The 25,074-nt window shown below is 40.4% G+C and carries 27 protein-coding genes, 1 riboswitch and 1 other annotated feature; of the genes, 18 read left to right on the forward strand and 9 right to left on the reverse strand.

Annotated features, from left to right (window positions below; translation table 11 throughout):
- Nucleotides 1-95 precede the first annotated feature (95 nt).
- From IEO70_RS17475 to IEO70_RS17485, 3 genes are all read left to right on the forward strand, one after another.
- On the forward strand, nucleotides 96-359 hold the full coding sequence (locus IEO70_RS17475; protein ID WP_190999653.1) for a DUF6123 family protein: 264 nt from the start codon (nucleotides 96-98) through the stop codon (nucleotides 357-359).
- Nucleotides 360-374: 15 nt separating this feature from the next.
- Nucleotides 375-645 (forward strand) — a binding site (T-box leader).
- A gap of 172 nt (nucleotides 646-817) precedes the next feature.
- On the forward strand, nucleotides 818-2,461 hold the full coding sequence (gene metG / locus IEO70_RS17480) for a methionine--tRNA ligase (protein WP_190999654.1): 1,644 nt from the start codon (nucleotides 818-820) through the stop codon (nucleotides 2,459-2,461).
- Between the two features lie 49 nt (nucleotides 2,462-2,510).
- Nucleotides 2,511-2,984, forward strand: a complete 474-nt coding sequence (locus IEO70_RS17485; protein ID WP_190999655.1) for an ASCH domain-containing protein — start codon at nucleotides 2,511-2,513, stop codon at nucleotides 2,982-2,984.
- 81 nt (nucleotides 2,985-3,065) lie between these two features.
- Here IEO70_RS17485 and IEO70_RS17490 read toward each other — a convergent pair whose 3' ends face one another.
- The 3 genes from IEO70_RS17490 to IEO70_RS17500 form a co-directional block, all read right to left on the reverse strand.
- Entirely contained in the window at nucleotides 3,066-3,983 is a 918-nt protein-coding gene (locus tag IEO70_RS17490) for a DMT family transporter (RefSeq protein ID WP_235973650.1), read from the reverse strand.
- Complete coding sequence (locus tag IEO70_RS17495; protein WP_190999657.1) at nucleotides 3,980-4,381, reverse strand: reverse transcriptase-like protein; 402 nt, start codon at nucleotides 4,379-4,381, stop codon at nucleotides 3,980-3,982. The genes IEO70_RS17490 and IEO70_RS17495 overlap by 4 nt, the downstream gene beginning before the upstream one ends.
- A 185-nt stretch (nucleotides 4,382-4,566) precedes the next feature.
- A complete protein-coding gene (locus IEO70_RS17500) occupies nucleotides 4,567-5,280 on the reverse strand; it encodes a queuosine precursor transporter (protein ID WP_190999658.1) in 714 nt (237 codons plus the stop codon).
- Nucleotides 5,281-5,291: 11 nt separating this feature from the next.
- Nucleotides 5,292-5,337, reverse strand: a riboswitch (PreQ1 riboswitch).
- Between the two features lie 155 nt (nucleotides 5,338-5,492).
- Here IEO70_RS17500 and IEO70_RS17505 point away from each other — a divergent pair.
- From IEO70_RS17505 to IEO70_RS17515, 3 genes are all read left to right on the forward strand, one after another.
- Nucleotides 5,493-6,164, forward strand: a complete 672-nt coding sequence (locus tag IEO70_RS17505; RefSeq protein ID WP_190999659.1) for a reverse transcriptase-like protein — start codon at nucleotides 5,493-5,495, stop codon at nucleotides 6,162-6,164.
- Nucleotides 6,161-6,361 (forward strand): zinc-finger domain-containing protein, encoded by a 201-nt coding sequence (locus tag IEO70_RS17510; RefSeq protein ID WP_190999660.1) that lies wholly within the window; start codon nucleotides 6,161-6,163, stop codon nucleotides 6,359-6,361. The genes IEO70_RS17505 and IEO70_RS17510 overlap by 4 nt, the downstream gene beginning before the upstream one ends.
- 78 nt (nucleotides 6,362-6,439) lie before the next feature.
- Nucleotides 6,440-7,435 carry an HD-GYP domain-containing protein gene (locus IEO70_RS17515; RefSeq protein WP_190999661.1) on the forward strand — a complete coding sequence of 332 codons (996 nt, stop codon included), beginning with the start codon at nucleotides 6,440-6,442 and terminating at the stop codon, nucleotides 7,433-7,435.
- A 43-nt stretch (nucleotides 7,436-7,478) separates the two neighbouring features.
- Here the strand turns inward: IEO70_RS17515 and IEO70_RS17520 are convergent, their stop codons facing one another.
- Nucleotides 7,479-7,727, reverse strand: a complete 249-nt coding sequence (locus IEO70_RS17520; RefSeq protein WP_407949646.1) for a DUF2573 family protein — start codon at nucleotides 7,725-7,727, stop codon at nucleotides 7,479-7,481.
- Nucleotides 7,728-7,891: 164 nt separating this feature from the next.
- On the opposite strand from IEO70_RS17520, the gene IEO70_RS17525 reads away from it, so the two are divergent.
- Nucleotides 7,892-8,698, forward strand: a complete 807-nt coding sequence (locus tag IEO70_RS17525) for an aminoglycoside N(3)-acetyltransferase (protein WP_190999662.1) — start codon at nucleotides 7,892-7,894, stop codon at nucleotides 8,696-8,698.
- 367 nt (nucleotides 8,699-9,065) lie between these two features.
- Here the strand turns inward: IEO70_RS17525 and IEO70_RS17530 are convergent, their stop codons facing one another.
- Together IEO70_RS17530 and IEO70_RS17535 are read right to left on the reverse strand one after the other, a co-directional pair.
- Entirely contained in the window at nucleotides 9,066-10,595 is a 1,530-nt protein-coding gene (locus tag IEO70_RS17530; protein ID WP_190999663.1) for an acetyl-CoA hydrolase/transferase family protein, read from the reverse strand.
- A gap of 127 nt (nucleotides 10,596-10,722) precedes the next feature.
- Nucleotides 10,723-11,367, reverse strand: coding sequence for a LytTR family DNA-binding domain-containing protein (locus tag IEO70_RS17535; protein ID WP_190999664.1), 645 nt, complete (start codon nucleotides 11,365-11,367; stop codon nucleotides 10,723-10,725).
- Nucleotides 11,368-11,626: 259 nt separating this feature from the next.
- Here IEO70_RS17535 and IEO70_RS17540 point away from each other — a divergent pair, with 259 nt between their 5' ends.
- The 4 genes from IEO70_RS17540 (at nucleotide 11,627) to IEO70_RS17555 (ending at nucleotide 14,753) form a co-directional block, all read left to right on the forward strand.
- Nucleotides 11,627-12,643, forward strand: a complete 1,017-nt coding sequence (locus tag IEO70_RS17540; RefSeq protein ID WP_190999665.1) for a fatty acid desaturase — start codon at nucleotides 11,627-11,629, stop codon at nucleotides 12,641-12,643.
- Between the two features lie 22 nt (nucleotides 12,644-12,665).
- Complete coding sequence (locus IEO70_RS17545; protein WP_190999666.1) at nucleotides 12,666-13,787, forward strand: sensor histidine kinase; 1,122 nt, start codon at nucleotides 12,666-12,668, stop codon at nucleotides 13,785-13,787.
- Nucleotides 13,788-13,798: 11 nt separating this feature from the next.
- Nucleotides 13,799-14,395, forward strand: a complete 597-nt coding sequence (locus IEO70_RS17550; protein WP_190999667.1) for a response regulator transcription factor — start codon at nucleotides 13,799-13,801, stop codon at nucleotides 14,393-14,395.
- Nucleotides 14,396-14,483: 88 nt separating this feature from the next.
- Entirely contained in the window at nucleotides 14,484-14,753 is a 270-nt protein-coding gene (locus IEO70_RS17555) for a hypothetical protein (protein WP_190999668.1), read from the forward strand.
- A gap of 24 nt (nucleotides 14,754-14,777) precedes the next feature.
- Here IEO70_RS17555 and IEO70_RS17560 read toward each other — a convergent pair whose 3' ends face one another.
- Entirely contained in the window at nucleotides 14,778-15,281 is a 504-nt protein-coding gene (locus IEO70_RS17560) for a redoxin domain-containing protein (RefSeq protein ID WP_190999669.1), read from the reverse strand.
- 248 nt (nucleotides 15,282-15,529) lie between these two features.
- On the opposite strand from IEO70_RS17560, the gene IEO70_RS20260 reads away from it, so the two are divergent.
- Entirely contained in the window at nucleotides 15,530-15,664 is a 135-nt protein-coding gene (locus IEO70_RS20260) for a hypothetical protein (RefSeq protein WP_268938779.1), read from the forward strand.
- An 83-nt stretch (nucleotides 15,665-15,747) separates the two neighbouring features.
- Here IEO70_RS20260 and codA read toward each other — a convergent pair whose 3' ends face one another.
- On the reverse strand, nucleotides 15,748-17,013 hold the full coding sequence (gene codA, locus IEO70_RS17565) for a cytosine deaminase (RefSeq protein ID WP_190999670.1): 1,266 nt from the start codon (nucleotides 17,011-17,013) through the stop codon (nucleotides 15,748-15,750).
- Nucleotides 16,997-18,268 carry a cytosine permease gene (gene codB / locus IEO70_RS17570; RefSeq protein WP_190999671.1) on the reverse strand — a complete coding sequence of 424 codons (1,272 nt, stop codon included), beginning with the start codon at nucleotides 18,266-18,268 and terminating at the stop codon, nucleotides 16,997-16,999. The genes codA and codB overlap by 17 nt, the downstream gene beginning before the upstream one ends.
- A 381-nt stretch (nucleotides 18,269-18,649) precedes the next feature.
- On the opposite strand from codB, the gene IEO70_RS17575 reads away from it, so the two are divergent.
- The 6 genes from IEO70_RS17575 to IEO70_RS17600 all read left to right on the forward strand — a co-directional run bounded on the left by IEO70_RS17575 (nucleotide 18,650) and on the right by IEO70_RS17600 (nucleotide 25,071).
- Entirely contained in the window at nucleotides 18,650-19,075 is a 426-nt protein-coding gene (locus IEO70_RS17575) for a DUF4395 domain-containing protein (RefSeq protein ID WP_190999672.1), read from the forward strand.
- 131 nt (nucleotides 19,076-19,206) lie between these two features.
- Complete coding sequence (locus tag IEO70_RS17580; RefSeq protein WP_328820964.1) at nucleotides 19,207-21,828, forward strand: YhgE/Pip domain-containing protein; 2,622 nt, start codon at nucleotides 19,207-19,209, stop codon at nucleotides 21,826-21,828.
- A 222-nt stretch (nucleotides 21,829-22,050) separates the two neighbouring features.
- Nucleotides 22,051-23,271 carry a DNA/RNA non-specific endonuclease gene (locus IEO70_RS17585; protein ID WP_328820962.1) on the forward strand — a complete coding sequence of 407 codons (1,221 nt, stop codon included), beginning with the start codon at nucleotides 22,051-22,053 and terminating at the stop codon, nucleotides 23,269-23,271.
- 221 nt (nucleotides 23,272-23,492) lie between these two features.
- On the forward strand, nucleotides 23,493-24,050 hold the full coding sequence (locus IEO70_RS17590) for a DUF4352 domain-containing protein (protein ID WP_190999674.1): 558 nt from the start codon (nucleotides 23,493-23,495) through the stop codon (nucleotides 24,048-24,050).
- Between the two features lie 192 nt (nucleotides 24,051-24,242).
- On the forward strand, nucleotides 24,243-24,431 hold the full coding sequence (locus IEO70_RS17595) for a DUF1003 domain-containing protein (RefSeq protein WP_235973655.1): 189 nt from the start codon (nucleotides 24,243-24,245) through the stop codon (nucleotides 24,429-24,431).
- Nucleotides 24,432-24,606: 175 nt separating this feature from the next.
- Nucleotides 24,607-25,071 carry a hypothetical protein gene (locus IEO70_RS17600; RefSeq protein WP_190999675.1) on the forward strand — a complete coding sequence of 155 codons (465 nt, stop codon included), beginning with the start codon at nucleotides 24,607-24,609 and terminating at the stop codon, nucleotides 25,069-25,071.
- Nucleotides 25,072-25,074: the final 3 nt, after the last annotated feature.

The following is a 25,074-nucleotide window of genomic DNA, read 5'->3' on the forward strand; positions in this document are numbered from 1 at the left end:
TTTATATTTTTGTGAAAATAGTCATGGAAATTGTCGAATGTGTCATGTAAGATTATTAAAGAAAGAAGCGTTTGATGAAAGGGCTGCATACATATATGAAGGTAGAACAATATATTGAACAGCTAGAATCGAAGGGATTTCAACTAGGAGAAGACGGCAAGGGCTTTATTTTTTTTGGCAAAGAAATGACGAACGCACCGGATGAATTAGTGAACGCGGCGATCGAGCTGACGCTGAAGTCAAAAATTACATTCGACGGCAGCTTCTTTATTTCTTTACTGGAATCTATGATGAGCCAGGAAATTCAATCCCGCAAAGAAGCTCTACAATTTGCAGAAGAGTATAAGTTGCTTGTATAATGATGGAAATAGTTGCGAAAAGCGTTGAAGAGGAAAAGTAAAATGATGGCAGTCTGTACAGAGAGCTTCGGTAGCTGAGAAGAAGCGAGATCGCGCATTTGAACAATGGCCTTGGAGCTGCGTGCTGAAACGTCTTTGAAGATGGAGTAGGTGACGACGAGGTTTGGCTCTCGTTACAAAAAGCCACAGTATAAGAATGCAGGCGCATTCCGTACTGAATGAGTCCGACAGTGTGAGCTTTCGGAGAACAAAGGTGGTACCACGCGGAGCAATCCCCGTCCTTTTCTTTTTTATAAAGAAGAGGGCGGGGTTTTTTTATTGATAAGGAAGTTCAACTTTGAAATTGAAAGTTGTCTAACCTTATACCTGCCGCATGGCTCCTTTCCCATTGGAGTTGTATCAAGGAGTATATCACGAAAAAGGACCGGTAACGGTTTTTCTAGGAGGATGATGGAGAGATGGCAGTATTTATTGGAGGGGCTTGGCCATATGCAAATGGTTCGCTTCATGTTGGCCACGTATCAAGTTTGTTGCCAGGGGATATTTTGGCCCGTTATTATCGTTTGAAGGGTGAAGAGGTGTTGTATGTTTCAGGTAGTGATTGCAATGGAACACCGATTGCTATTCGCGCCAAGCAGGAAGGCGTGCCGATGCAACAGATTCAAGAGCACTATCATCAGGAGTTTGCTTCTTGCTTCGAAAAATTAGGCTTTAGTTATGACTGTTATACGAGGACTGATGAAGCGCATCATCATGAAGTAGTGCAACGATTTTTTTTGGAATTATATGAAAATAAACATATTTATAAAAAAGAAGAGGAACAACTATATTGCGGAAGATGTGAGCAGTTTTTGCCTGACCGTTATGTGGAGGGCACTTGTCCGGAATGCAATCAGCCGGCACGAGGCGATCAATGTGATCATTGTTCGGCGATATTTGAAGCAGGGGAGCTGCTGGAGATGAGCTGCAAGCTTTGCGGCACCGAGCCATCTTTGCAGCCGACCGAGCATTTTTATTTCAAGCTGTCGTCTTTTCAGCAAGAAATCGAAGAACTGATTGATAATGTAAAAGGAAAATGGCGCGGAAATGCCGTTGATCTCAGCCAACGTTATGTGAATGAAACGTTGAAGGATCGAGCCATTACAAGAGATTTGCCGATTGGTATTTCGGTTCCGCTTGCCGGCTATGATTCTAAGAAAATTTACGTTTGGATGGAAGCTGTGGCAGGCTACTACACAGCGAGCCGGCTTTGGGAGAAGCGAACGGGCAACAGTTATTTACCGTTTTGGCAAAACGAGACCAAAGCGTATTATGTGCATGGAAAAGACAATATTCCGTTTCATAGCATCATTTGGCCGGCGTTGATGAGCGCTGCAAATCTTGAGCAGAAGCCAACCTATATAATCTCTAATGAGTATGTGACGCTTGAGAAACGGAAGATTTCAACGAGCCGCAATTGGGCGGTGTGGCTGCCAGATTTGCTCGAGCAATACGAAAGTGACAGCATCCGTTATTTTCTGACCATTAATGCACCGGAGCAGCGCGATACGGATTTTTCATGGCGGGAATTCATATACAGCCATAACAGCGAACTGTTAGGGGCATACGGCAATTTCGTTAATCGGACGTTGAAGTTTATTGAAAAGAATATGAATGGATATGTACCGGTACGTCTGGTTTCTGAAGCGATTGAAGCGGAGATCAGACAGTTGTATTCGACAGTCGGAGCTTCAATTGAGGAAGGGAAAATGAAGCATGCTTTGGAGATAATTTTTGAGTATGTACGGAAGGCGAATAAGTATTTTGATGAGCGACAGCCATGGATTCAAATCAAAAACAATTTACCTGCCTGTGAACAAACGATTTTCACTTGTTTGCAGATGATCGCCAACTTGGCACAGCTGCTTGAGCCGTTTTTGCCGTTTTCAAGTGAGAGGGTGAGGAAGAAACTTGGCTTGAAGGATGCGGTGTGGGGCTTTGTGCAAATTGCTATTACTGAGATTCGGGATGTAAAGCCGCTTTTTGAAAGAATTCCAAATGAACGGATAGAAGAGGAACGGGAAGCTTTAGGGCTGACGGAGGCTGAAATACTTAAACGCTAATTTGGTATAACTTATGCAAGATGATAAATTTTCTAGGGAGAGAATAACTATGAATGAAGCAGCACGAGTGTATTGGAATGAATTTTGGGAGTCTCAAAATCAAGAAAAACCGGAAAGTGTAAGTGCGTGGCAATTCGGTGATAATCCAGAATATTTAGCTCAATTAGTAATAGACGGCATAAAAACAGCCACTTGTTCAGGACATGTTTTTTATGAAATTGAAAATGAACCAGTGCCTTCGATTGGAGATTACGGCATTATTTTAAACAGTAAAGATGAACCTTTAGCGATTATTAAAACCATTGATGTGAAATTGATGCCAATGAATGAGGTTCCGGAAGACTTTGCTATTGCAGAAGGTGAAGGAGATAGAACATACCGATATTGGAAAGAAGTACATGAAAGTTTCTTTACTGAGGAACTAAGAGCATTAGGACTTGAATATTCGGAAGATATGATGTTGGTATGTGAGCGTTTTGAATTAGTAGATGTAAGAAAACTTGATGGGGGGTTCCTTTCATAAAGAGTTTGATGTTGTGAAGAGGTAGCGGATATAAAACAGGGAAAAACGCTCAGTATTCTGAGCGTTTTATGTGCATTTAAATTAATGACTATGATGCTGATCTTGAAGTTTAGTTGAAGTTTTGACAGGCCATTCAGCTAAAATAATCCCAGCCAAAATCAGTGTACACCCAGCAATCATACTGGCAGTAAAGGCTTCGTTGATGACGAAGTACGATGTCAAAGCGGCAAATACCGGCTCAAGAGCGAAAATTAACGCAACACGGGTCGGAGATGTGTACGCCTGAAAATAAGTTTGTGCCAAAAATGCGAATGCCGTCGCTAATATCGCAGTCACAAGCAATCCAATTACCACTTCCGGCTGCAACAGCACATCAAGCTGATACATTTTGCCCGGCTGTTCAAACAAGAGACTGCCGATGAATGACAGAAGCGAGACGACGCCGATTTGCAGAATGGTTAGCGGTATTGCGTGGTATTTTGCCGCATATTTGCTCGTCATAATAATATGCATCGCAAAGCTGACTGCACATAACAGCACAAGAAAATCTCCGAATCCGAATGAAGAGCTCTGCATCATTGTCATCATATATAAACCGCCGGCAGCAAAGATAACACCGAGAATGATGTTACGGTTTAACGGATATTTTAATAGAAGAAATGAAAGTAACGGAACTAATACGACACTTAATCCGGTAATGAATCCTGCTTTAGCAGGTGTCGTATATAGCAGGCCGAATGTTTGAAAACCGTATCCGAGACATAGCCATGTTCCGAGTATGAACCCTGATTTAATGCTTTCTTTCGTGAAATGAAGCTTGTTTTTTTTCGTAAAAACTAAGTATATTATCGATAAGATAACAAAAGCAATAAAGAAACGAATAGCGTTAAAGCTGAATGGTGTCAGAAAAGAAATGGCATCTTGCACAATAACAAACGTCGAGCCCCAAACAAATACGACGAGAAGCAGTGTGAAGTCCGCAATGAACTTTTTATTCAACTTATGTCTTCCTTGCATTGCTGGACAGCTTTGCGAGCCAGCTCATCTGCGGTTTTATTTTGACTGCTCGGAATCCATTTGATGAAAAATAACGGGATTTCCTTAGATAATTTCACTGCTTGCTCTAATAGTGGGGCATACTTTTTGTTTTTGGCAAATTCTTTTTCCATTGCTGACCAAATCGCTTGCGAGTCTGTGCGGAAGGAAACGGTTTGTGCATTTTTTTGACAGCATATTTCCAGCGCTTTAATTAATGCCCAATACTCTGCCTCATGATTATCCATCACTCCGAGAGGAATCGCGAATCGATCTACAACGCCATTCTCCTTCATGAAAATTCCAGCTCCGCTAGGACCGGGATTCCCTGCGCTTGCACCATCAATATAAACCTCTAGCATAGAGTCCAATCCTCCATCTATGTGTAATATTTACCCTTATTATATATTGATTGACAACTGTAAGCGAATTCTTCGAACAAAAATCGAGTGAATTCGAGGAAGTTCTGGTGGTGCCATCGACAAAAAACGGGGAGTGACAGGCACCAAAAAAGCCAGCAGATTTTTATAATCTGCCGGCCTTCTATTTATACAGCTTGCTGTAGTTTTTCGTTTTGTTGTTCTTCTTCAGGGAATTTGAAGCGTTTTGCTGCGTAGCCGAATGGTGTGGCTAATACTGATACGACAGCTTTTAGGATGTAGGTTGTGAAGAAGATTTGCAGCCATATTTCGAATGAGTACAGTCCCCAGAAGGCGATGCCTGTGAAGACTAGAGTATCGAGCAATTGGCTGATTAGTGTGCTTCCGTTATTGCGGATCCAGAACTGTGAATCCTTCGGAAATCGTTTACGGATTGCCGAGAAAATCATTACGTCAGTATGCTGACTGACTACATATGCGGCTAAGCTCCCGATCGCCAGCTGCGGAAGCAATCCAAAAATGCTTTCTAGCGAGCTTTGACTGAAGTCTCCAACACCCGGTTCAAATAAAAGCACCATTTGCATAATAAGCGTCATCGCAAGTAATGTGAAGAAGCCAAGCCAAACAGCTTTCTTCGCTTCCTTTCTCCCGTAACGTTCATTAATGATATCCGTTACAAGAAAGGCAGAAGCATACATTGTATTTCCGAGTGTCGCTGACATGCCGAATACTTCAATCGATTTGATGACTTGGAGATTGCTTAACACCGTTGCAAATCCAACCCATACAAATAGGCCGGTTTTACCGAACATACGATACATCAGCAAAACGAGACTGAAGTTGATAAGAATAAAAATTAAACCAAAAATTTCATTGAACATGATTACATGTTACCTCCCTAGTTTTGTTAGAGCGGGATGGTTTCGAACCGCTTTAATATGAAATTGTTTTGACTATGAAAGAAACAGCTGAAAGGTTTCATTTTCAACAGCCATCTGTATATAATAATAAACAATCACAAATTATTCAATCCCTATTTTGCAAGGGGATTGAAGGTAATTTTTAACCGAGTAAAAGAGTGGAGGCTGTCGATATGAAAGTTTATGTAACATGGAAGTATAAACATTCCAAAAAGCCAACATGCATTTTCCAATCGGAATATATCGATGGAGCAGCTGCTCTAATCATTGCCGAGGATCTCGAGAAAACGGGAAGAGCGCATGATATTACATTTACTGATGAGAAAGACTTAAAATGGAGCAAAAAAGAATTGAAAAAGCTGCTTGAGGAAGTAAAGGAAGAGCCACAAGACGTGGCAATATACTTTGACGGTGGATTTAATCGTGAAGCCGGGTTGGCCGGACTCGGCGTAATCATTTATTATAAGCAAAATGATAAACAATACCGTATTCGTCAAAATAAGCTGATGGAGCAGCTTGATAACAATAACGAGGCTGAGTATGCCGCCTTTTACGAAAGTTTGCGTTTATTAGAGGAGATTGGTGTTCACCATCAATCTTGTACATTTAAAGGCGATTCGCAAGTTGTGTTGAATCAGCTTTCAGGTGATTGGCCATGTTTTGATGATGTATTGAACAGATGGGCTGACCGAATTGAAGAGAAGATGGAGGAAATGGGCATTCATCCTATGTATGAGCCGATTTCTAGAAAAGAAAATAAAGAAGCTGATGCGCTTGCGTCACAGGCTTTAGAGAGAACAATGATCAATAGTACAATTGAATTGTCCGGCAAGGAGGAACTATGAGTAAGAAACAAAAAAGAATGATGCTGCTCGATGAGGTTGACCGGACACTTCGTGAATATTGTGAGGGCTGCTTTCTGTACAGTACTCATAGAAAAGAGTTTGGCAGAACGTATGCTCATAAGTTTTGTCTATCACATTGCACGGTCGGGGAGCAATTAAGAGAAGCGGGAAACCAAATTAATAAGATTAAGAAATAACCGCAATCTATGCATATATCTTCCATTGCTTTGTCTAACTTTGGTAAAATAGAAAGAAAAACAATTGGGGAGAGGAAAATGAAACAATCCAACCAATATATAACCCCGCTAACACACGATGAGATTGACAAACTGCTTGACCAATATAAAGATTTTGATTATACAATTGCTGAAATTGGTGCTGAAAAAGAAAAGAAGCTGCCGAGGAATATGAAAGAAAAAATTAAAGAATTAACTCATGGAATCGATGAAGCTTCTGCGCATGTAGAAGAGATTTTTCAATATGTAAGAAGGAAAGAGGAAATACCGATTAAACAGGTCATGAATGACATAGTGCCGATCATTCAACAGGCTTCGGAAGTACCGCATGTTTATTATTTGTTTAAAGAGCTTCAGGATAAGGATGATTACACATATCGTCACAATATTTGCGTTGCTGTTATTTCAGCCATGATTGGGAAGTGGTTAGGTTATAATGGAGAGCAACTCCATGAGCTCGAAATAGCAGGATTATTTCATGATATCGGTAAAACGAGAATTCCGCTTTATTTGTTACATAAACGCGGAAAGTTGACGTCAAGCGAAGTGGATGAGATGAATAAGCATACCATTTATGGTTATAAGATTATTCAAAATACCCCTTCGCTCTCGGATGCTGTCGCTCTATCAGCATTGCAGCACCATGAACGAATGGACGGAAAAGGATATCCGTTTCAATTACGGGCGAAACAAATTCATCCGTATGCGAAAATCATCAATGTCGCCGATGTTTTCCATGCTTTATCGTCGGAGCGCTCCTATAAAAAAGCGGTACCGTTTTATCAAGTGATTACTCATATGAATGATACGCTGCATGGACGATTCGATCCTGTTACAATCATTACTTTTTTGCATAAAATGACGGAAATGCTTGTCGGAAAAACAGTACTATTAAATAATGGACAAAAAGGCACGATTGTCATGAATAATCAATATAGGCCGCTTCGGTCGGTAATCCAAATGGAGAATGGTCGCATTATAGATTTGCAGCAGCAGCCCGAACTTCATATTGAAAAGGTATTGACGTTTATATAGCGAAAAAGCGCGAAACAGGTGATGTTCGCGCTTTTTATTATATTTAATCTTTTTTAAGCTGTTGCCGATGCGTCTCATTTAATTGTTTGATTTCAGCAATTATCTTCACCACTTCAGCTTTTGCTTCGGGAAATTCGCGGTTCCAGTGCTGTACAAGTGCCGGCATTGATTTAGCGATGTGACTGTACAAAGCCCACTTTACCACTTGATCTTTTTTTGCATCGTCACTTTCTCCTAAAAGCAGTTCTGTATATTTTTTCAGTAATATATCAAACTCCTCATTAAAGCTCATTTTCAGGACCACCTTTCATATACAAGGTCATTATTTGTATTTTATCACGTACCTGCACTATTCAACATGATGATTTGAAAATGGGCATGTTTATTTTTATCAAAAAAAATGGTATAGCTAAGTAAAAGCTATACTGTCAGTAATAGTGAGGGGAGTAATATTTAATGAAATATAGTGTTGAAAAACAAAAGTTGCCGAATACGGCTGCGAGCCTGAAAGAAGACTTACAGCGGCTAGGCTTACGCGAAGGAATGACTGTGATTGTTCATTCTTCTCTGAAGTCGCTTGGATGGGTTTGCGGGGGGCCGGTAGCGGTCGTTAACGCTTTGATGGAAACAGTCGGCAAGGAAGGAACAATTGTGATGCCGACGCAATCAGCAGATTTAAGCGATCCGTCATTTTGGGAAAATCCTCCCGTACCCGAGGAATGGTGGGAAACGATCCGTCAAGAGATGCCAGCCTTTGACCCTCGTACAACCCCGACGCTTGGAATGGGTTCAATTGTCGAATGCTTTCGTACATATGAAGGAGTCACGCGCTCCTATCACCCGACAACCAGTTTTGCCGCCTGGGGCAAGCATGAAGCGGCTATTACGAGCGAACAATCTTTGTCTTATTCTTTAGGCGAAGAATCACCTTTGCAAAAACTGTACGATTTAAATGCGTATGTGCTGCTGCTCGGTGTCGGCTACGGCAACAACACAAGCCTTCATTTGGCTGAGCATTACGCAAACAGTTGCTTTACTTTCCGACAGTGCTCGCCAATTATGGAAGAAGGCAAGCGTGTCTGGAAGGAATATGAGGAATTCATTTATGATGTTGATAGCTTTCCAGAACTTGGCAAGGAGTATGAACAAAAGCATGAAGTTTCAATCGGGTATGTCGGAAAAGCGGAGAGCCGCCTAATGCTGCAAAGAGATTTAGTGGACTTTGCGAAGGTTTGGTTTGAAGCGAGGAAGATTCATTATTGATGGCTTTAGAATGATTTCTCATGATGTTGTTGAATGAAGGGCCGTTTATGCAACGATGAGGGCCTTGTTTAGTAGTGGTCCAAAGAATAGAAGAGTGCTCATGAAAATAAGTGCTCTCACAAATTAATATGCGAAACAGCTGATTATCACTGCCAGAAGCAGAATGCCTCCAATTACAGCTGCGTAGTGCTGATTGTTTCGTTTACGCTCCCTTCCGGTTATTTAATTATAAATATTTCAGGAAAATAGATAAATAAAGGAGGGTGTCTATGCTATTCTATCGGGGGAGAAACCAAAAAGGACCAGCATCCCCATACTGGTCCTTTTCTATCTATTTAACCCCAATACCCCATTGTTTGATCGTGTGTTACGCTTTTTGCTCAGAAGCAGATTGCTCTTCTAAAAGCATTGTGCCGTTCTTAGCAAAGTTTGTATGCATTTCGAAAGCTTTTTCTAATACGTGAGGAGTTTGTCCGCCTCTCGTTAAAGCTTCTGTATAGTAATCCCAAAGTTGTTGTTTGTACATTGGGTGCACACAGTTTGTGATGATTGCTTCAACACGTTGTCTTGGTGCCATTCCGCGAAGATCCGCATAGCCTTGTTCAGTAACGATAACGTCTACATCATGCTCAGTGTGGTCTACGTGTGACACGAATGGTACGATTGAAGAAATTTTGCCGTCTTTAGCGATTGATTTTGTTACGAAAATGCCAATACGAGCATTACGTGCAAAATCACCAGAACCGCCGATACCGTTCATCATTTTTGTACCAGTAACGTGTGTTGAGTTTACGTTTCCGTAGATGTCTAATTCAAGCGCAGTGTTGATTGCGATTAGACCCATACGGCGGATAAGTTCCGGATGGTTAGAGATTTCTTGTGGACGAAGGATAATCTTGTCCGCATATTTCTCAAAGTTTCCGAAAACAGTTTTCATTTTCGCTTCAGATAATGTGAATGATGAAGCAGAAGCAAATTTAACTTTGCCAGCATCGATCAAGTCGAACATTGCATCTTGAAGTACTTCAGAGTAAACCTCTAAATCTTCAAACTCAGAATCTAGCATACCGTCAAGAACAGCATTCGCTACAGAACCAACACCTGATTGGATAGGAGCTAATTTTTCAGTAAGATTTCCTTTTTTAATTTCAGCACGAAGGAAGTCTAATAGATTGTTAGCGATTTCTTGTGTTTCAGCATCAGGCGGAACCATAGCTGAAGGAGAATCCGGCCAATCAGTGATTACGATACCTTTAATCTTTTCGATATCCACTTTAATGCCTTTTGTACCGATACGGTCAGAAGCATTTACTAAAGGAATCGCTTTACGTGAGCCTTGCTCTTCCGGAGTATAAATATCGTGTATTCCTTCAAGTGCTTGTACATGAGCTAAGTTAACCTCAACGATGATGTTCTTTGCATGGTCAGCGAAGATGTTGTTGTTACCAACTGAAGTAGTAGGAATGATGTATCCATCTTCAGTGATTGCAACCGCTTCCAAGATGGCGAAATCAATGCCGTCAGTAATTGTGTTCTGACGCACCATTTCAGCCAATTGAGATAAATGAATGTCAGTATAGAACATGTTTCCTGAGTTAATGCTTTTTCTCATCACAGGATCAGCTTGGAATGGTGTACGTTTGTTAATGATTCCAGCTTCAGCCATTTTTGTATCAACATCTGCTCCAAGTGAAGCACCTGTAAGAACGTTTACTTTAAAAGTTTCATTTTCAGCGCGTTTTACTAGTGCGTGTGGAACCGCTTTCGCATCACCGCATTTAGTGAATCCGCTTAACCCCAATGTCATACCGTCTTGAATCCAAGAAGCAGCTTCCTCAGCCGTTACGATTCTGTCATGTAGGCGAGGATCTCTAATTCGATCTAAGTTAGTTGCCATTTTCATCCCTCTTTCGTAAGAAACTAAATTCATTTTACTACTACTTGTTCATCAATTAGACAAATTTGGACGATATTAGAATGATTTTGGATAGAAGACGATATTTCATGGTTGAAACAGAATTTTTTTAGAATGATAGAAGTTTTCTGAAATAACTGGAATAAGATTGGCTGACAGGAATTTGCGAGCCATCTGACATAGATAATATAAATGTCGAATGAGTATCCGGGAATATCTCTGTTATGTGATTCACATTCACAATATAAGAGCGATGGCATCTTATAAATGACTCATTTGGCAATATATAATCAAACTCTTGCAAAGTGTATTTGTGCGTTCCTGTATTTTTCTCGGAATATACAAATGTTTTCCGCTCTTTGGCTTCCAAATAAATGACTTCAGAGAAAGGAATTGGAATCCAGCCATCATTTGATTTAACAGTAATCACTGCTTTTCCGTGTGTTGTTGCTGGGAAAATAGCAGTTACGCATCCTTGCAATTCTCCATTTTTAAAAAACGGAATTGCTTGCCCCTCGTAAGGTATACCGAATACTTCTCTATTAATGAATTCAGAAACCTTCTTTTTGGTATTCAATGCTTTATGGGCCATTGTTCCTTCTTTAACCGGATCGCCTGGTTTAATTTTTAGGTTAACGCGCTTGCTCGGACGGTAATAAATATATTTTTCTTTATCCGAAACAGCAATTGAAATTTCATCCGAAAACAATTCTCCTATAATATCAAAGAATGAATCAGTAGATAAAAGCTCCATTTAATAATCCCCCTAGGACGCTTGAAAGAATGATAAATTTCTTGCTTCGACATTTTTCTATCATACTTCAAACAAAAATCTTCTTTTTTTATCCCAACTTTATTGTATTTCTTTTTCAAGATAATTTCTATTTTTGCGACTTATTAAGTTAGATATATGATAAATGTCATGTTCATTACATGACAGCTATGTCTGTTCGATTGATATCTTTTTTTATTATAATGAGCTTACTAATAAATAGAAGGGAATTAAATTGTTTATGAGCAAAATCAAACAAAAGCAAAATCTTCTTAGAAAGCAAGTTGTTCCGTATGAGAAAGCGGAGATGAAGAAGAGCGTGCGTCAACTGGTTAATACATTTATTCCTTTTTTTGCGCTATGGATTGCTGCCTATGCAAGCTTATCCGTATCCTATTTACTCACGTTATTTTTTGGCATATTAACAGCCGGGTTTGTCGTCAGGATGTTCATTATTTTCCATGACTGCTGCCACAACTCATTTTTTAAAAGCCATCGGGCCAATGTAATTTTCGGAAATATTACAGGGATAGTGACTGGATTTCCGTTCATGCAATGGAGACATGAGCATAATGTCCACCATGCTTCAAGCGGCAATTTGGATAAGCGCGGTGTTGGCGATATCTGGGTGATGACGGTCGATGAATATATGGCCGCAACTCCAAAGGAGCGCTTAGCATACCGTTTATACCGCAATCCGCTTGTCATGTTCGGTTTGGGACCACTTTATTTAATGCTTTGGACGAATCGTACTAATAGAAAAGGCGCCCGCAAAAAAGAGCGCATGAATACGTACTATACAAATGCAGCTATTGTTAGCATCATTGCGGTTTTATGTTATACAATAGGGTGGAAGGCATTCCTGTTGGTTCATGGACCGATTGTGTTTATCGCAGCGATGCTTGGCATCTGGCTATTTTATGTGCAACATACATTCGAGGACTCTTATTTTGAAGAGAGCGATGAATGGGAATATGTTAAAGCAGCTGTAGAAGGAAGCTCTTATTATCAGCTTCCGAAAGTTTTGCAATGGGTTACTGGCAATATCGGCTATCATCACGTGCATCATTTAAGTCCGCGTGTGCCGAATTATAAATTAGAAGAGGCGCATGAAAATGTAGCGCCATTACAGAATGTTCCGACGGTTACGTTAAAGACGAGTCTAGAATCTCTAAAATTCCGCCTTTGGGATGAAGAGGAGAAGAAATTCGTCACATATAGGGATATAAAGAGGATTTTACAAAAGCAAGCTGTTTAGTCAAATTAAATGAGGTTTTAGCATGCTTAAGAAATATATTGCGTATTACAAAAACAACGGAATTGTGCCGTATATTTGGATGATTCTTTGTGTGCTGCCTTTTTATTTTATTTTTCAGGCGACATCGACGTTCAAAATCATTATCGGAATCGTCCTTACGGTTATTTTCTTAGTAATTTACCGGATTGCTATTACGGCTAAAGGTTGGTCTGTCTATGTTTGGGCATCTATCTTAATAGCAATCTCAGTTTCTGCGATTACTTTGTTTAGCTATGTATATTTTGGCTTTTTCCTTGCCTATTATATCGGTAATATTAAGCAGAAATCAGCTTTTTTCACGTTTTATTTCATTAATGGTGTAACTTCATCAATTGCTATCAACTTTATTTTGCTTCAGCAAGAACCTTTATTGATGAAGCAGCTGCCGTTCGTAATTATCGTCTGGATCAGTATCTTTTTGCTACCGCTGACAATCCGGAGCCGAAAAGTGAAGGAACAGTTGGAAATAAAACTTGAAGATGCCAACAAGAAGATTGCTGAACTTGTTTTAATTGAAGAGCGGGACCGTATATCGCGCGACTTGCATGATACGTTAGGTCAGAAGCTTTCACTGATCGGGCTTAAGGCAGATTTGGCAAGACGGGTGATGAACAATGATCCGGAAGCGGCACGAAATGAATTGAAGGATGTGCAGCAAACGGCGCGAACAGCGCTGAATGAAGTTAGACAACTTGTTTCATCGATGCGTAGCATTCGCTTAAAGGATGAAATTGTACGGGTAACCGATATGCTTGAAGTCGCGCAAATTGAATTTAATGCCATACAGCTGCCAAAGTTGAAAAACGTTACATTGTTGACGGAAAATATTTTGAGTATGTGTTTAAAAGAAGCTGTTACGAATATTGTAAAGCATAGCGGTGCAACAGCATGTTCAATTACAATTGAGCAATCGGCAAATGGTATTCAGATGAAAATCCACGATAATGGCCGATTTAAAGATTATGAATCAAGCTTTGAACGCGGACATGGACTGACAGGCATGAAGGAACGACTCGAATTTGTAAACGGCAGTCTTGATATAAAAATCTCTGAAGGAACGACCTTAATTATTACTGTTCCCAATGATGTAAAGCAAACAGACTAGGAGGAAGTTCGATGATAACAATTGTAATTGCGGAAGACCAGAAAATGCTTCTTGGAGCGTTCGGTTCCTTGCTGGGGTTGGAGGAAGATATGACTGTAGTGGGGAAAGCGGCAAATGGAGAGGAAGCAATTGCACTTGTTGAGAAGTTCCATCCGGATGTTTGCATCATGGATATTGAAATGCCGGGGAAAAGTGGCTTAGAGGCAGCTGAGGAGCTGAAAGGGAAGTGCAAGGTTATTATTTTGACTACCTTTGCCCGAACAGGTTATTTTCAGCGGGCCCTTAAGGCAGGTGTCAGCGGCTATTTATTGAAAGACAGCCCGAGTGAAGAGCTGGCAAATTCAATCAGAAGCGTATTGTCAGGCAGGAAAATTTATGCCCCTGAGCTAATGGACGGAGTGTACGGTGAAGAAAATCCGCTCACTGACCGGGAAAAGGCCGTGCTTGGACTTGTCGCCGACGGCAAAGATACAAAAGAAATTGCCAATCAGCTAAGCATCACAGCCGGCACGGTGCGAAACTATATTTCAACTATTCTGGATAAACTTGAGGTAAAGAACAGGATAGAAGCCATTAAACGCTCGAAGGAAAAGGGCTGGTTTAAATAATACAATGGACAGCTGCATGCTGTCTTTTTATTTTGTTCACAACATGCTATATAATTAAGAACAAGTCTTTTTAAAATGAGGGCATGAAATGGATAAAGAATATTTAAGAAAAGAAGATGTATGCAAATGCGGAGGCAAGCTGGTGCTGACTAGCACGAAGCCTGTTTGGGTGCATTGTGACGATCCGTATTGTGATTATGTCGTGATGTATGGTGATTTTCAAGTAGACCGGATTTTCAAAACGTATAGCCAAAGCAAATTTGAGAAGGATGGACCGAATAAAGGCCTTTATAAGGGAAGTCCTGTTGTTATACATATTAAGGATATAAAAAAGAACTTTCGATTTAAAGATGAATGAGGGGCATCCAATTGGATAGCCCCTTTATGTTTCGCTCAGCAATTCTTTAAGTAAATCTAAATTTAATGGACCGATTACTTTTTGTTTCAGTATGCCGTTTTCGTCGATGAAATAAGTGGTGGGAAGGGAAATCACTTGATATAAATCACTTACTTCACCGCGTTCGTCAAGTGGAATCGGAAAAGTCAGGTTGTTGTCAGAGACGAATTTTTTGACGGTGTCTTTGCTTTTGTCTTCTTTCGTCAAATTGACGGACAAGAGGACGACCTCTTCATTTTTTTCATCATAAAATTTCTGCAAAACCGGCATTTCCGTTCTGCACGGTGCACACCAGCTCGCCCAAAAATTTAAAATCACCTTCTTGCCCTTATAATCTTTCAATTCAACAGTCTTCCCGTCAAGCGTAGACAACTCGAAATTCGGAGCCGGATAACCCTGCTTAATCTCTGCTGCAGAACTATCACCAGTCGGCATCAGAAAAAACAAAAGCACAAACGCCAAAACTAGCCAAATCTTTCTCAAATACAACTGAATCATCTCCTTTATTTTTTAGTATAGACATAAATGGTGCCTATCACTCCTCGGGTTTTGTCGAAACGTTATTTGATAGTGCCTGTCACTTCTCGCATTTCCTCGATTTTCTCAAAAAGATTGGTAGGGAGGTTGTTTGCAAGTTATATACATCGCAGCCACTATTAACCAAGGCTTGATTAATAGTATTGAGAATATTATATGTAGTACAATAACAAGGACCAACGTACTAAAGGGGATTGGAAATGGGAGATATAAAAAGCAATAACAAAGGGGTATTTTTAATAGTAGGAATTTTAATCGCTTTGACAGTTTTAGGTTCATTTGTTGACGCAGGAACTGTAGTGAATGACGAAGGATTCCGTCATTTGCGATTTTAATTGAAGCAGTAGAAAAAGTGCCTGTCACTCCCCGAATTTTCTTTTGACAAATTGCGGGGAGTGACAGGCACTATTCTTCTATTTTACATAAAAGTAATCGGCATCTCTTTATCTAAAAAGATGTTCGTTTGACGCGGTTTTGTTTGTGCGATGATTTTGCCGTTGCGGACGGAGTACAGTACTTCGGATTGTAGGCGAAGCGCATGGTAGCCGTCTTGGGCATTAAGAACAATGAAGTTGGCTGGGTTTCCTTCTTTAATTCCGTAAGTATCTAACTGTAATGCTTTCGCGCTGTTTTCAGTTACAAAACGCAGTCCGTTTGCGATGTCGCTGTAGCCCATTAGCTGCGATACATGCAGACCCATATGAAGGACTTGCAGCATATTTCCATTGCCAATCGGATACCAAGGATCCATAATGTCATCGTGTCCGAAGCATACATTCAAGCCGTTTTGCTCCAACTCTTTCACGCGCGTTAAACCGCGGCGTTTCGGATACGTATCGAAGCGTCCTTGCAGGTGAATGTTCACAAGCGGATTTGCGACAAAATTCATTTCCGCAAGACCAAGCACGCGCATTAATTTATACGTATATGCATCATTGTATGAGCCCATTGCCGTCGTGTGGCTCGCTGTAACACGGCCTTGGTAGTCGTTCATAATCGTTTCGCGGGCAACGACTTCAATATGGCGTGATTGTTCATCATCGATTTCATCGCAATGAATGTCGATAGGTTTATCGTATTTCTTGGCGATTTTAAAAATTTCACGAATCGATTCAACACCGTCTTCACGTGTGAATTCGAAGTGCGGAATACCGCCGACAACATCAGCGCCCATCTTCATCGCTTCTTCAACAAGTTCCAGACCGTTACGGTAAGAAATCAGTCCTTCTTGAGGGAAGGCAACGATTTGCAAATCAACGTAATTCTTCATTTCTTCTTTCACTTCAAGCATCGCTTCTAAAGCGACTAATGTCGGGTCAGTCGTATCAACATGTGTACGAACCGCACCGATTCCGTTGGCAATTTGCCAGCTTAACGCTTTCTTTGCTCGTTCTTTCACATCTTCTTTTGTTAAAAATTCTTTACGCTCCGACCAACGTTGGATGCCTTCAAACAGTGTGCCGCTTTCGTTCCAGCGCGGCTGTCCTGCTGTTAAAGTCGTATCCAGATGAATATGCGGCTCGATAAACGGAGCTGAAACCAGTTTTCCTTCCAAATCGAATGTTTCGAAGTTATCAAAGCCGGCAGTGCCAGCCTCGACAATTTTCGTAAATGTATCATTTTCAATAATTAAATCCCATAAGCCTTCACGGCCGAAGATTGCTGCATTAGCCCACTTTTTCATATACTACTTCTTCCTCCTCAATTTCCGTAACAGGGGATGTTTTCATAACTTTAACGGCAACAAAGTAAACAATTCCTGTAATGAATAATGTGTTTAGTGATGAAATACCCGGCAACGTTAAACCGGAAATCACACCGACAGCCCAAGCAATTACCGCCGGAATATGAACATTTTGAATGTTCGCTCTTTCGTAATCGATATATTGGCGTTTTTTAATAAAATAATAGTCGACAATAATGATTGACCCGATTGCCGGCAAGGTAGATCCTAGGAATGTCAGCCAGCTTGTGAAATTATTGTAAAGCACGATAGCGAACACTGTACCGATTGTTCCGTTCATCATAACCATGAATACTTTCGGCTTTTTGAACATTGTGGCGAAACCAAGACCTGATGCATAAAGCGAGTTGTCATTCGTTGTCCAAATGTTTAATCCGAGTACAAGTACTGCCGGCAATAGTAATCCTTGTGAAAGCATAACGTCTGAAATATCGTTGTGACCAGTTGCGATGACGCCGATGACACCGAATAGGAACATTAATGAATTTCCTAAGAAAAAGGCAATAACAGTTGTTGATACTGCGTCTTTTCCTGATTTTGCGTAACGTGCAAAGTCTGGAGTCAATGTTCCTGCACTGATGAATGAACCGATTGTGATTGTTAAAGCTGCTGCCAATGAAAGAGATGTTGTCGGTGTGTAAGCGAATAACTCGCTCATCCCGCCTATGTCGGTAACGGCTTTTGTTGCACTAAATGATCCTAATATAGCGATTGCCGGTACTGCAATAAAACTTAAAATCGTTAAAGCTTTCATGCCGAAGTAAGCTGTTGCTGTCATTAAAATACCTGTAACGATGACGATACCTACTAATGGAAGACCAGTCAGTTTAGAAACCGGATATGCGAACATGCCAAGACCTACCCCGAACCAGCCGATTTGTGTAGCGGAAAGCATGAATGAACTAATGTAAGCTCCCTTGATGCCGAAAGAGTATTGGGCAAGAAGGTGAGTTGATAATCCTGTTTTTGCTGCAATATAGCCAAGTGCTCCTGTAAATGCTCCTAATATAATGTTACCGATTAAAATGGCACCCAACGTTTGCGCGAAGGTCATACCTTCTCCTAGTGATCCGCCAGCCCACATACTAGCTGAGTAGAATGTTAATCCGAGCATGACAACCAGCATTTTCATGAAGCTGTTTCTAGCTCCTTTCGGCACTGATTGAAACGAATAATCTTTATCTTGCATTTGCATTGAAATTCCTCCCAAGTTTTTAATCCTTGGTGAGCATAAAAAAACCACTTGTCAAGATCTGACAAGTGGTTTGCCTAAAGAGACATACGTATTCTACTCAAAAAGAATACAGTACACCCTACATACACGCCCACCTTGTCAGCCTCACGGGACTGAACTTAAAGGTTCTTTTTAAATTAACGTTATATTAATATAGTTTTTGGTGTGTTGTAAATGGTAAATGGTGGTACCTTACGCCACCCGAAATTCCTCAGTTTTTGTCGAATGGTTATCCAAGAGCCTATGATAGGATATTTTTCACTTCCGAAATATTGAGTTTTATTGTATGATTAATCATATAATTCATACAAAAATACTACGAATTAAATTGGAGGGAATTTTATGAATAATCATAGGTCACTTACGGTTCCTCAGCCACTAGTCCGGATTAATAATTGGATTACTATTACTCTCATTGCTGTTGCTTGGATCATTCAGCAGCCATTACTTATACTTATTCCCACTTTGTATTTTGGTTTAGGGGCTTTTATTGGCAAAAATCCGATTATCTTAATCGGAAAAAGTCTTCTTAACAGCAAAAATCAATATGTCATGGAGGACAAAGATCAGCTCCGTTTTAACAGCACACTGGCCTTTATCATGCTGGCAGTAGCCGTAATCGGTTATTATATTGGTATGCCCGGCATTTACTACGGATTCACAGTTATGTGTTTAGCAGCGAATCTTGGGGCGGCATTCGGATATTGCATTGGCTGCTTTTTTAGGTATCAATGGAAGCAGTATCGTTATAGAAGGTCGATAAGGTAAATAAGGATAGTGGTGCCTGTGGCTACTGGGATTTTTTGATAAATACCAGGGAGTGACAGGCACCATTTTTAATTTCACAGTTTTGGGGGAAATTAATGAAAACTGTGAAATGAGGTGGCAGGTTGAAAAAGGTGTGGGATATTTTCAAGATTGATTGGCGCAGAATTTCGCGTTCGAAGGCAGCGATTCTACTTGTTGTTGCGTTGATGATATTGCCTTCATTGTATGCGTGGTTCAATATTAAAGCGCTCTGGGATCCGTATGGAAATACAGGCGGCATTGAAATTGCGGTGTCGAATGATGATGCAGGGACAACAATTAATGACGAGAAAATAAATGTAGGTAATGAGATTATCGCAAAGCTAAAGGACAATGAAAATCTCGGCTGGAGATTTGTTAGCAAGAAAAAAGCTGATCAAGGCGTAAAATACGGCGATTATTACGCAAGTTTATACATACCGGAGGACTTTTCTGAAAACCTTTCTAGCGTTCTTACAGATAATCCGGAAAAAGCGGAAATTGTTTTTACTGTGAACGATAAAATCAATGCGATTACGCCAAAAATTACGACAACAGGAGCAACCACTATCACTAATCAAGTGCGTGAAGAGTTTGTCGGGATTGTTTCAGAGGCTTTATTATCAGCTTTTAATGAAATTGGCATTGCTTTGAAAGAAGATTTGCCGACCATACGCAATTTGGAAGAGAAACTGTATAAATTACAGCAGGCTTTGCCGAAAATCAAAGAATTCGGTCAGCAAGTGGTCAAGCTTGAGGAACATTTGCCCACTATTCAAGAGAAGGCCAATAAAATTGTCGACCTTCCTCAATATATACCAGAAATCAACAAGGTTGGCGAAGGCGTTCTGAAAGTAGAAGAAGCTTTGCCGACTTTAGAAGCAGTTGGGGATAAAATTGTCGTATTGCAGGGACAAATTCCACAAATCCGTGAGTCTGCCGAAAAACTCGGAGATTTTCAAAACCATTTTGATTCAGCAACAGCTGTGCTCCCTGATGCCATCAATCAGGCGAATAAAGCGATTGCCGTCATAGCAGCCGTTCAGGAACAGCTCCCGAAAATTGAACAAATCACTACTAACAGCGGAGAATATGTCGCAGTGGTGGAGGATTTTGTTGCAAAAATGAATGGCTCTTTCGATACAATAGCTGATGCTTTAAAACTCAACATATCAATTGTAAACAGTACGTCAAATAGTACTGTCAAAGTATTGGAGACGATGCTCAATCAAACGGACTCGACCCAGACGACAGCTCAATTGCAGCAATTACTCAATCAGCAAGCCACTTTATTAAGTGTGCAAAGCAGTCATTTACAAGCCTTGCTGAACTCTGGCCATGGCGGCTCTGCTGCTCTGCAATCTTTATTGCAAAAAACGAACACAGCCCAAAACCAGGTGAATAGTCTATCATCCAAACTGCAAAGCAATAACATACAAGATATGTATTATCAGGCTGTGAAAGTTCAACAGACAACTTCTAATCTGTTGAATAACTTTGACGGCACGTATTTGCCTGCTGTGAAAAATATGCTCAGCAATATACAGACAGACCTGCCAACAGCTGAAAATGTCATCCAAGAAGCGCAAAAACAGCTGCCGAATATTTCCGGACTGCTCACAAGCACTAGCGACATGATCACAAATGCGAAAACAACTTTACAATCATACGAAGACTCGTTGCCGGCTTTGACTGAAAAGGTACAAACAGCAACAAATTACATTAATGAAAATTTGGATAATGTCATTAACGGTATTGATACTGCAGCTTCCTTTTATAGTGATCATTTTGCCGAAGTTGAAGCCGGCATTTATAAAGGCAGTGATTTTGTCCAAAATGAACTGCCGGGTTTGGAATCCGAGCTTGAACGTGCATCCAAGCTTGTCGAAGAAAAAATGCCAAAAGTTGTGGAGGCAGTTGAAACAGCCAGTTCGTTGGCGCAATCACAGCTGCCGCAGCTTGTGAAAACAATCAATAATGCTGCCGGCAAGCTAACTGAGATGAAGGAAAACATTACGCTTGAAGAGGTAATTGATATTTTGCGACGGGACGTGCAAACCGATAGTGACTTCCTGTCTAATCCGATTGAGTTGAAGGAGAAAATGTTATTTCCGATTGCTAATTATGGTTCGGCAAGCTCGCCGTTTTACACGAGCCTGGCTATCTGGGTCGGTGCACTATTGCTCGTATCAATGCTATCGGTAGATGTTGAGATGCCTAAAAAAATATATAAGCCGCATCATTTTTATTTCGGCCGTGGTTTAACGTTCTTAGCAATTGCCCTTGTCCAAGCAACGATTGTTTCTGTAGGAGATATCTTTCTGCTTGGAGTCGATGTCCATGACCGGACTGCATTTGTGTTGTTCAGCTTACTCATTTGTTTTGTTTTCACGACAATTGTGTATACGCTTGTCGCAATCTTCGGCAACATCGGCAAGGGCGGGGCCATCATCTTACTCGTCCTGCAAATTTCCAGCTCGGGAGGCAACTTCCCGATTGAAGTGTCTTCATCCTTCTTTCAGCATCTGTACCCGTTTCTGCCGTTTACGTATGCGGTCAACTTGCTACGGGAAGGGCTGGGAGGCGTCATTTGGCAAAATGCAATTCAATATATTGCTATGTTGCTCATCTTTGCGGCTCTCTTCATTATCATCGGTACGATTTTGAAAAAACCGCTAATGGATGCAGTCGAAGCGTTTACGAAAAATGCGAAGAAGAGTAAGATTTTTCATTGAGTGTAGAAGCTTTTCATGAGTTGTTTAACTTGTGGGAGGCTTTTTTTATTAATGGACAAACTGCACAACGACTTACCTGCTATCCGTTAAGAAAAGGTTTCCATTAAACCTAATAATGGTATTACATTAGTGAATAAGTTTATCAACTTAGAGAGAACTGATTGAGTCTTCAATGAATATGAAACAAATTTAACTGTGGGAGCTAAGAGGAGGAAAAATAAGATGTATACCTTATTTTTTATATTATTCTTATTATCTGTTCTGGCATTAATCGTAGGTTTGGTTAAACCCGGTATTGTGTTAAGGAAGTTTCCTGTGGCCCAAAAAAATAGATTGCATGTATTGATGATTTTTGGGGCAGCAGCATTATTATTTATGATTTTAATTGGTGTAACTGCACCTCCGGCAGAAGAGAGCACTGATAGTAGTGAGCAAGTAGAACAAAAGAGCGAAGAAGCAGGTGCGGCCAAAGCTAAGGCAGAGGAAGAAGCTAAGGCAAAAGAGGAAGCGGAAGCCAAAGCTAAGGCAGAGGAAGAAGCTAAGGCAAAAGAGGAAGCGGAAGCTAAAGCTAAGGCAGAGGAAGAAGCTAAGGCAAAAGAGGAAGCAGAAGCTAAAGCTAAGGCAGAGGAAGAGGCTAAAGCCAAAGCAGAAGAAGAAAAGGAAGCAGCCCAAAAAACAGAAACACAGTTTTCAGGCTATAAACTTATTGAAGTTGATGGTGGAGATACGTCTGGATATCGCCAAGCTAAGGTTGTCGTAGATATTGGCTTTGGGGATCGTGAATACTGGGCATTTACAAATGAATATGGCCAGTTGGTGAGGGTCATTGCTGACAAAATCATTCTGCAAGATGATAACAGTGAACCCGTAAATTCCTCCGGCAGATACTATTCTGATGAGGCGAAAGTTCCAGGGGTTGAAAGTGATTCATTAGATGAAGGACATATTATCGCTGATTCTCTTGGCGGAGTATCAAATGCTTACAATATTACTCCTCAAAATAGTACACTCAATCGACACGGTGACCAAGCATATATGGAAAAAGTTATTCGCGATGCAGGTGGAGCAACTAATTTTGAAGCGATAATCACATATCCTAATACGGAAACGCAAGTTCCATCACATTATCAGTATACTTACACAATTAACGGAAATGAGATTGTGGATTCCTTTGATAATGTAAATCCTGACGAAGTGAATGAATCGCTTGGTTTAACAGAGAGCGAGCCTTCTAGTTCAACTGATTCAAACGCTAATTCAAGCACGGACTCAAGTGCCGGTTCAAGCGAGGGCGGTGACCTCTCCAGTGTAGATGCGGACGGCAATGGAATAGTTACGATTAAGGAAGCCAAAGATGCAGGTTATAGTATGCCGATTACAAGCGATCATTGGTTGTATCAATATATGAGAGATAACGACGGTGATGGTATGGTGGGTGAGTAAAAACAGCAATAAAATAACAGAGTCCTTCTATTGATTAGGGGGGCTCTTCATTAAAAGCTTTTCACCGGTTAGGAACTGTGAAAAGCTTTTTTAATCTAAATATATAGTGGATAAAATCTTGAAAATTTATAATAAGTATTTTCAATGTAACATATATAGTGCCGCATTCCCTGATAATATTTATTTTGTAAGCAGAACAAAACGGAATGGGGAGATTTAAAATGAAAAAAATCGGTAAATTTATATTAATCGTATTTGGGGTAATTATTGCCTTTGGAATTATAGCATCAATGCTTGGAGATGATGAAACATCGTCTTCCGATAAAGCGTCGACGAAATCAGCAGCGACTGAAGAAAAAGTGTATCAGGTTGGCGAAAAAGTAGAAGCCGGCAAATTAGCATATGAAGTAACAAATATATCAGTGACTAACGAAATTGCATCAGATAACGAATTTGTTGAATCCGCAGTAACAGAAGGGCAATTTATTATCATTGATGTTACTGCCTACAATAATGATAGCGAAGCAAGAATGGTTGACAGCAACATGTTTAAAATGAAAGATGATCAAGGAAGAGAGTTCCAACCGTCAAGTGATTCTGAAGTGATGATGTTAGTTGATGGCATGATGGACTTCTTCTTGCAGGATATCAATCCTGGACTTTCGAAATCCGGTCAGCTAGTATTTGAATTGCCTGCAGACGCTACAAGCTACACGTTAGAAGTTTCTAGCGGCTTTGGCTGGTCCGGCGGCGAATACGAGCAAATTCAACTGAAATAATGGTTCTAATATAGTGTTTTTTTAGAAAGAACTTCGACTTCGACCAAAATTATATAGAGTAAAAAGCCTATTATAAGGATAGGCTTTTTATTTTGTATGCGTAATTACCAGTAAGTTTCATTATATCGAAATAACTTGATTTTAAATTACTTCTTGGCCCAAGAAGCGCCCGATTCGTATCCGTTTATCTTGTTGAACCTGATGCTATCTTGTTTGGCGGCATTGCAGGCTCCGATTATTATGATGAGTCAGAACAGACAGAGCCAAAAAGATTCGCAGCGAAGTAAGTATGATTATCATACCGATTTGAAAAGTGAATTGATTTTGGAAAACTGCACGATCAAATATTGGAATTGGAGAAGAATCAGAGAGAAATATTGAAATGTTTGAAAGAGAGCGATAAATGAGTCGCTCTCTTTTCCTATTTTGATATTTAGTATCGAGTAAACATAGGTGATACGCATGAAAAAGGATTGTTGTCGGTTTTTCTATATGAAACCTTAATTCCTGTCAATCCGTATTGCAATTGTGTAAAATTTAGTGAGGGGGTGGGGGATTGAAACGACAGACATTCGTTTTAGAGTATCGATTATGGGAAGGCAATGAACATTATACGCCTCTTTACTATTATGAAAATATAGATTTAGAGCAGATTTTGGCGAGAAGGGAATGTGAGTTTTTCGTTAAAGATGGTGTGACATATAAGCAAGTTTCTTCTGCTCTAGAAGGCAATGTTTGCGTTATTTATGTGGAAATGTTTGAAGAAGGGCCGGTTGAATCTGTTTACTTATCAAGTCATGATGATATAACGCTAGAGATTCGAGAGTTAAATGCTTTAAAAAATCATCCGTTAGTAAAAACGCTGCAATTTGAACGGCATATCGATATATTGACGGTCATCGGTTCCACGTTTACTTTTGTCGATGAAAAAGAATGGCTCCGCGACAGTGCGGAGCTTGATGAGGACCGGATGGTTTATGTGTTATACGGCACGCCGACAAGCTATGTATGGAAGGGGTAGAAG

It is taken from the genome of Peribacillus faecalis (genome assembly GCF_014712675.1).
Classification (GTDB): domain Bacteria; phylum Bacillota; class Bacilli; order Bacillales; family DSM-1321; genus Bacillus_AD; species Bacillus_AD faecalis.

Excerpts from the sequence above, each read along its gene's own strand:
- IEO70_RS17475 (WP_190999653.1), top strand. The coding sequence starts at position 96 with ATGAAGGTAGAACAATATATTGAACAGCTAGAATCGAAGGGATTTCAA.
- metG (WP_190999654.1), top strand. The coding sequence starts at position 818 with ATGGCAGTATTTATTGGAGGGGCTTGGCCATATGCAAATGGTTCGCTT.
- IEO70_RS17485 (WP_190999655.1), top strand. The coding sequence starts at position 2,511 with ATGAATGAAGCAGCACGAGTGTATTGGAATGAATTTTGGGAGTCTCAA.
- IEO70_RS17495 (WP_190999657.1), bottom strand. The coding sequence starts at position 4,381 with ATGCTAGAGGTTTATATTGATGGTGCAAGCGCAGGGAATCCCGGTCCT.
- IEO70_RS17500 (WP_190999658.1), bottom strand. The coding sequence starts at position 5,280 with ATGTTCAATGAAATTTTTGGTTTAATTTTTATTCTTATCAACTTCAGT.
- IEO70_RS17505 (WP_190999659.1), top strand. The coding sequence starts at position 5,493 with ATGAAAGTTTATGTAACATGGAAGTATAAACATTCCAAAAAGCCAACA.
- IEO70_RS17510 (WP_190999660.1), top strand. The coding sequence starts at position 6,161 with ATGAGTAAGAAACAAAAAAGAATGATGCTGCTCGATGAGGTTGACCGG.
- IEO70_RS17515 (WP_190999661.1), top strand. The coding sequence starts at position 6,440 with ATGAAACAATCCAACCAATATATAACCCCGCTAACACACGATGAGATT.
- IEO70_RS17520 (WP_407949646.1), bottom strand. The coding sequence starts at position 7,727 with ATGAGCTTTAATGAGGAGTTTGATATATTACTGAAAAAATATACAGAA.
- IEO70_RS17525 (WP_190999662.1), top strand. The coding sequence starts at position 7,892 with ATGAAATATAGTGTTGAAAAACAAAAGTTGCCGAATACGGCTGCGAGC.
- IEO70_RS17530 (WP_190999663.1), bottom strand. The coding sequence starts at position 10,595 with ATGGCAACTAACTTAGATCGAATTAGAGATCCTCGCCTACATGACAGA.
- IEO70_RS17535 (WP_190999664.1), bottom strand. The coding sequence starts at position 11,367 with ATGGAGCTTTTATCTACTGATTCATTCTTTGATATTATAGGAGAATTG.
- IEO70_RS17540 (WP_190999665.1), top strand. The coding sequence starts at position 11,627 with ATGAGCAAAATCAAACAAAAGCAAAATCTTCTTAGAAAGCAAGTTGTT.
- IEO70_RS17545 (WP_190999666.1), top strand. The coding sequence starts at position 12,666 with ATGCTTAAGAAATATATTGCGTATTACAAAAACAACGGAATTGTGCCG.
- IEO70_RS17550 (WP_190999667.1), top strand. The coding sequence starts at position 13,799 with ATGATAACAATTGTAATTGCGGAAGACCAGAAAATGCTTCTTGGAGCG.
- IEO70_RS17555 (WP_190999668.1), top strand. The coding sequence starts at position 14,484 with ATGGATAAAGAATATTTAAGAAAAGAAGATGTATGCAAATGCGGAGGC.
- IEO70_RS20260 (WP_268938779.1), top strand. The coding sequence starts at position 15,530 with ATGGGAGATATAAAAAGCAATAACAAAGGGGTATTTTTAATAGTAGGA.
- codA (WP_190999670.1), bottom strand. The coding sequence starts at position 17,013 with ATGAAAAAGTGGGCTAATGCAGCAATCTTCGGCCGTGAAGGCTTATGG.
- codB (WP_190999671.1), bottom strand. The coding sequence starts at position 18,268 with ATGCAAATGCAAGATAAAGATTATTCGTTTCAATCAGTGCCGAAAGGA.
- IEO70_RS17575 (WP_190999672.1), top strand. The coding sequence starts at position 18,650 with ATGAATAATCATAGGTCACTTACGGTTCCTCAGCCACTAGTCCGGATT.
- IEO70_RS17585 (WP_328820962.1), top strand. The coding sequence starts at position 22,051 with ATGTATACCTTATTTTTTATATTATTCTTATTATCTGTTCTGGCATTA.
- IEO70_RS17590 (WP_190999674.1), top strand. The coding sequence starts at position 23,493 with ATGAAAAAAATCGGTAAATTTATATTAATCGTATTTGGGGTAATTATT.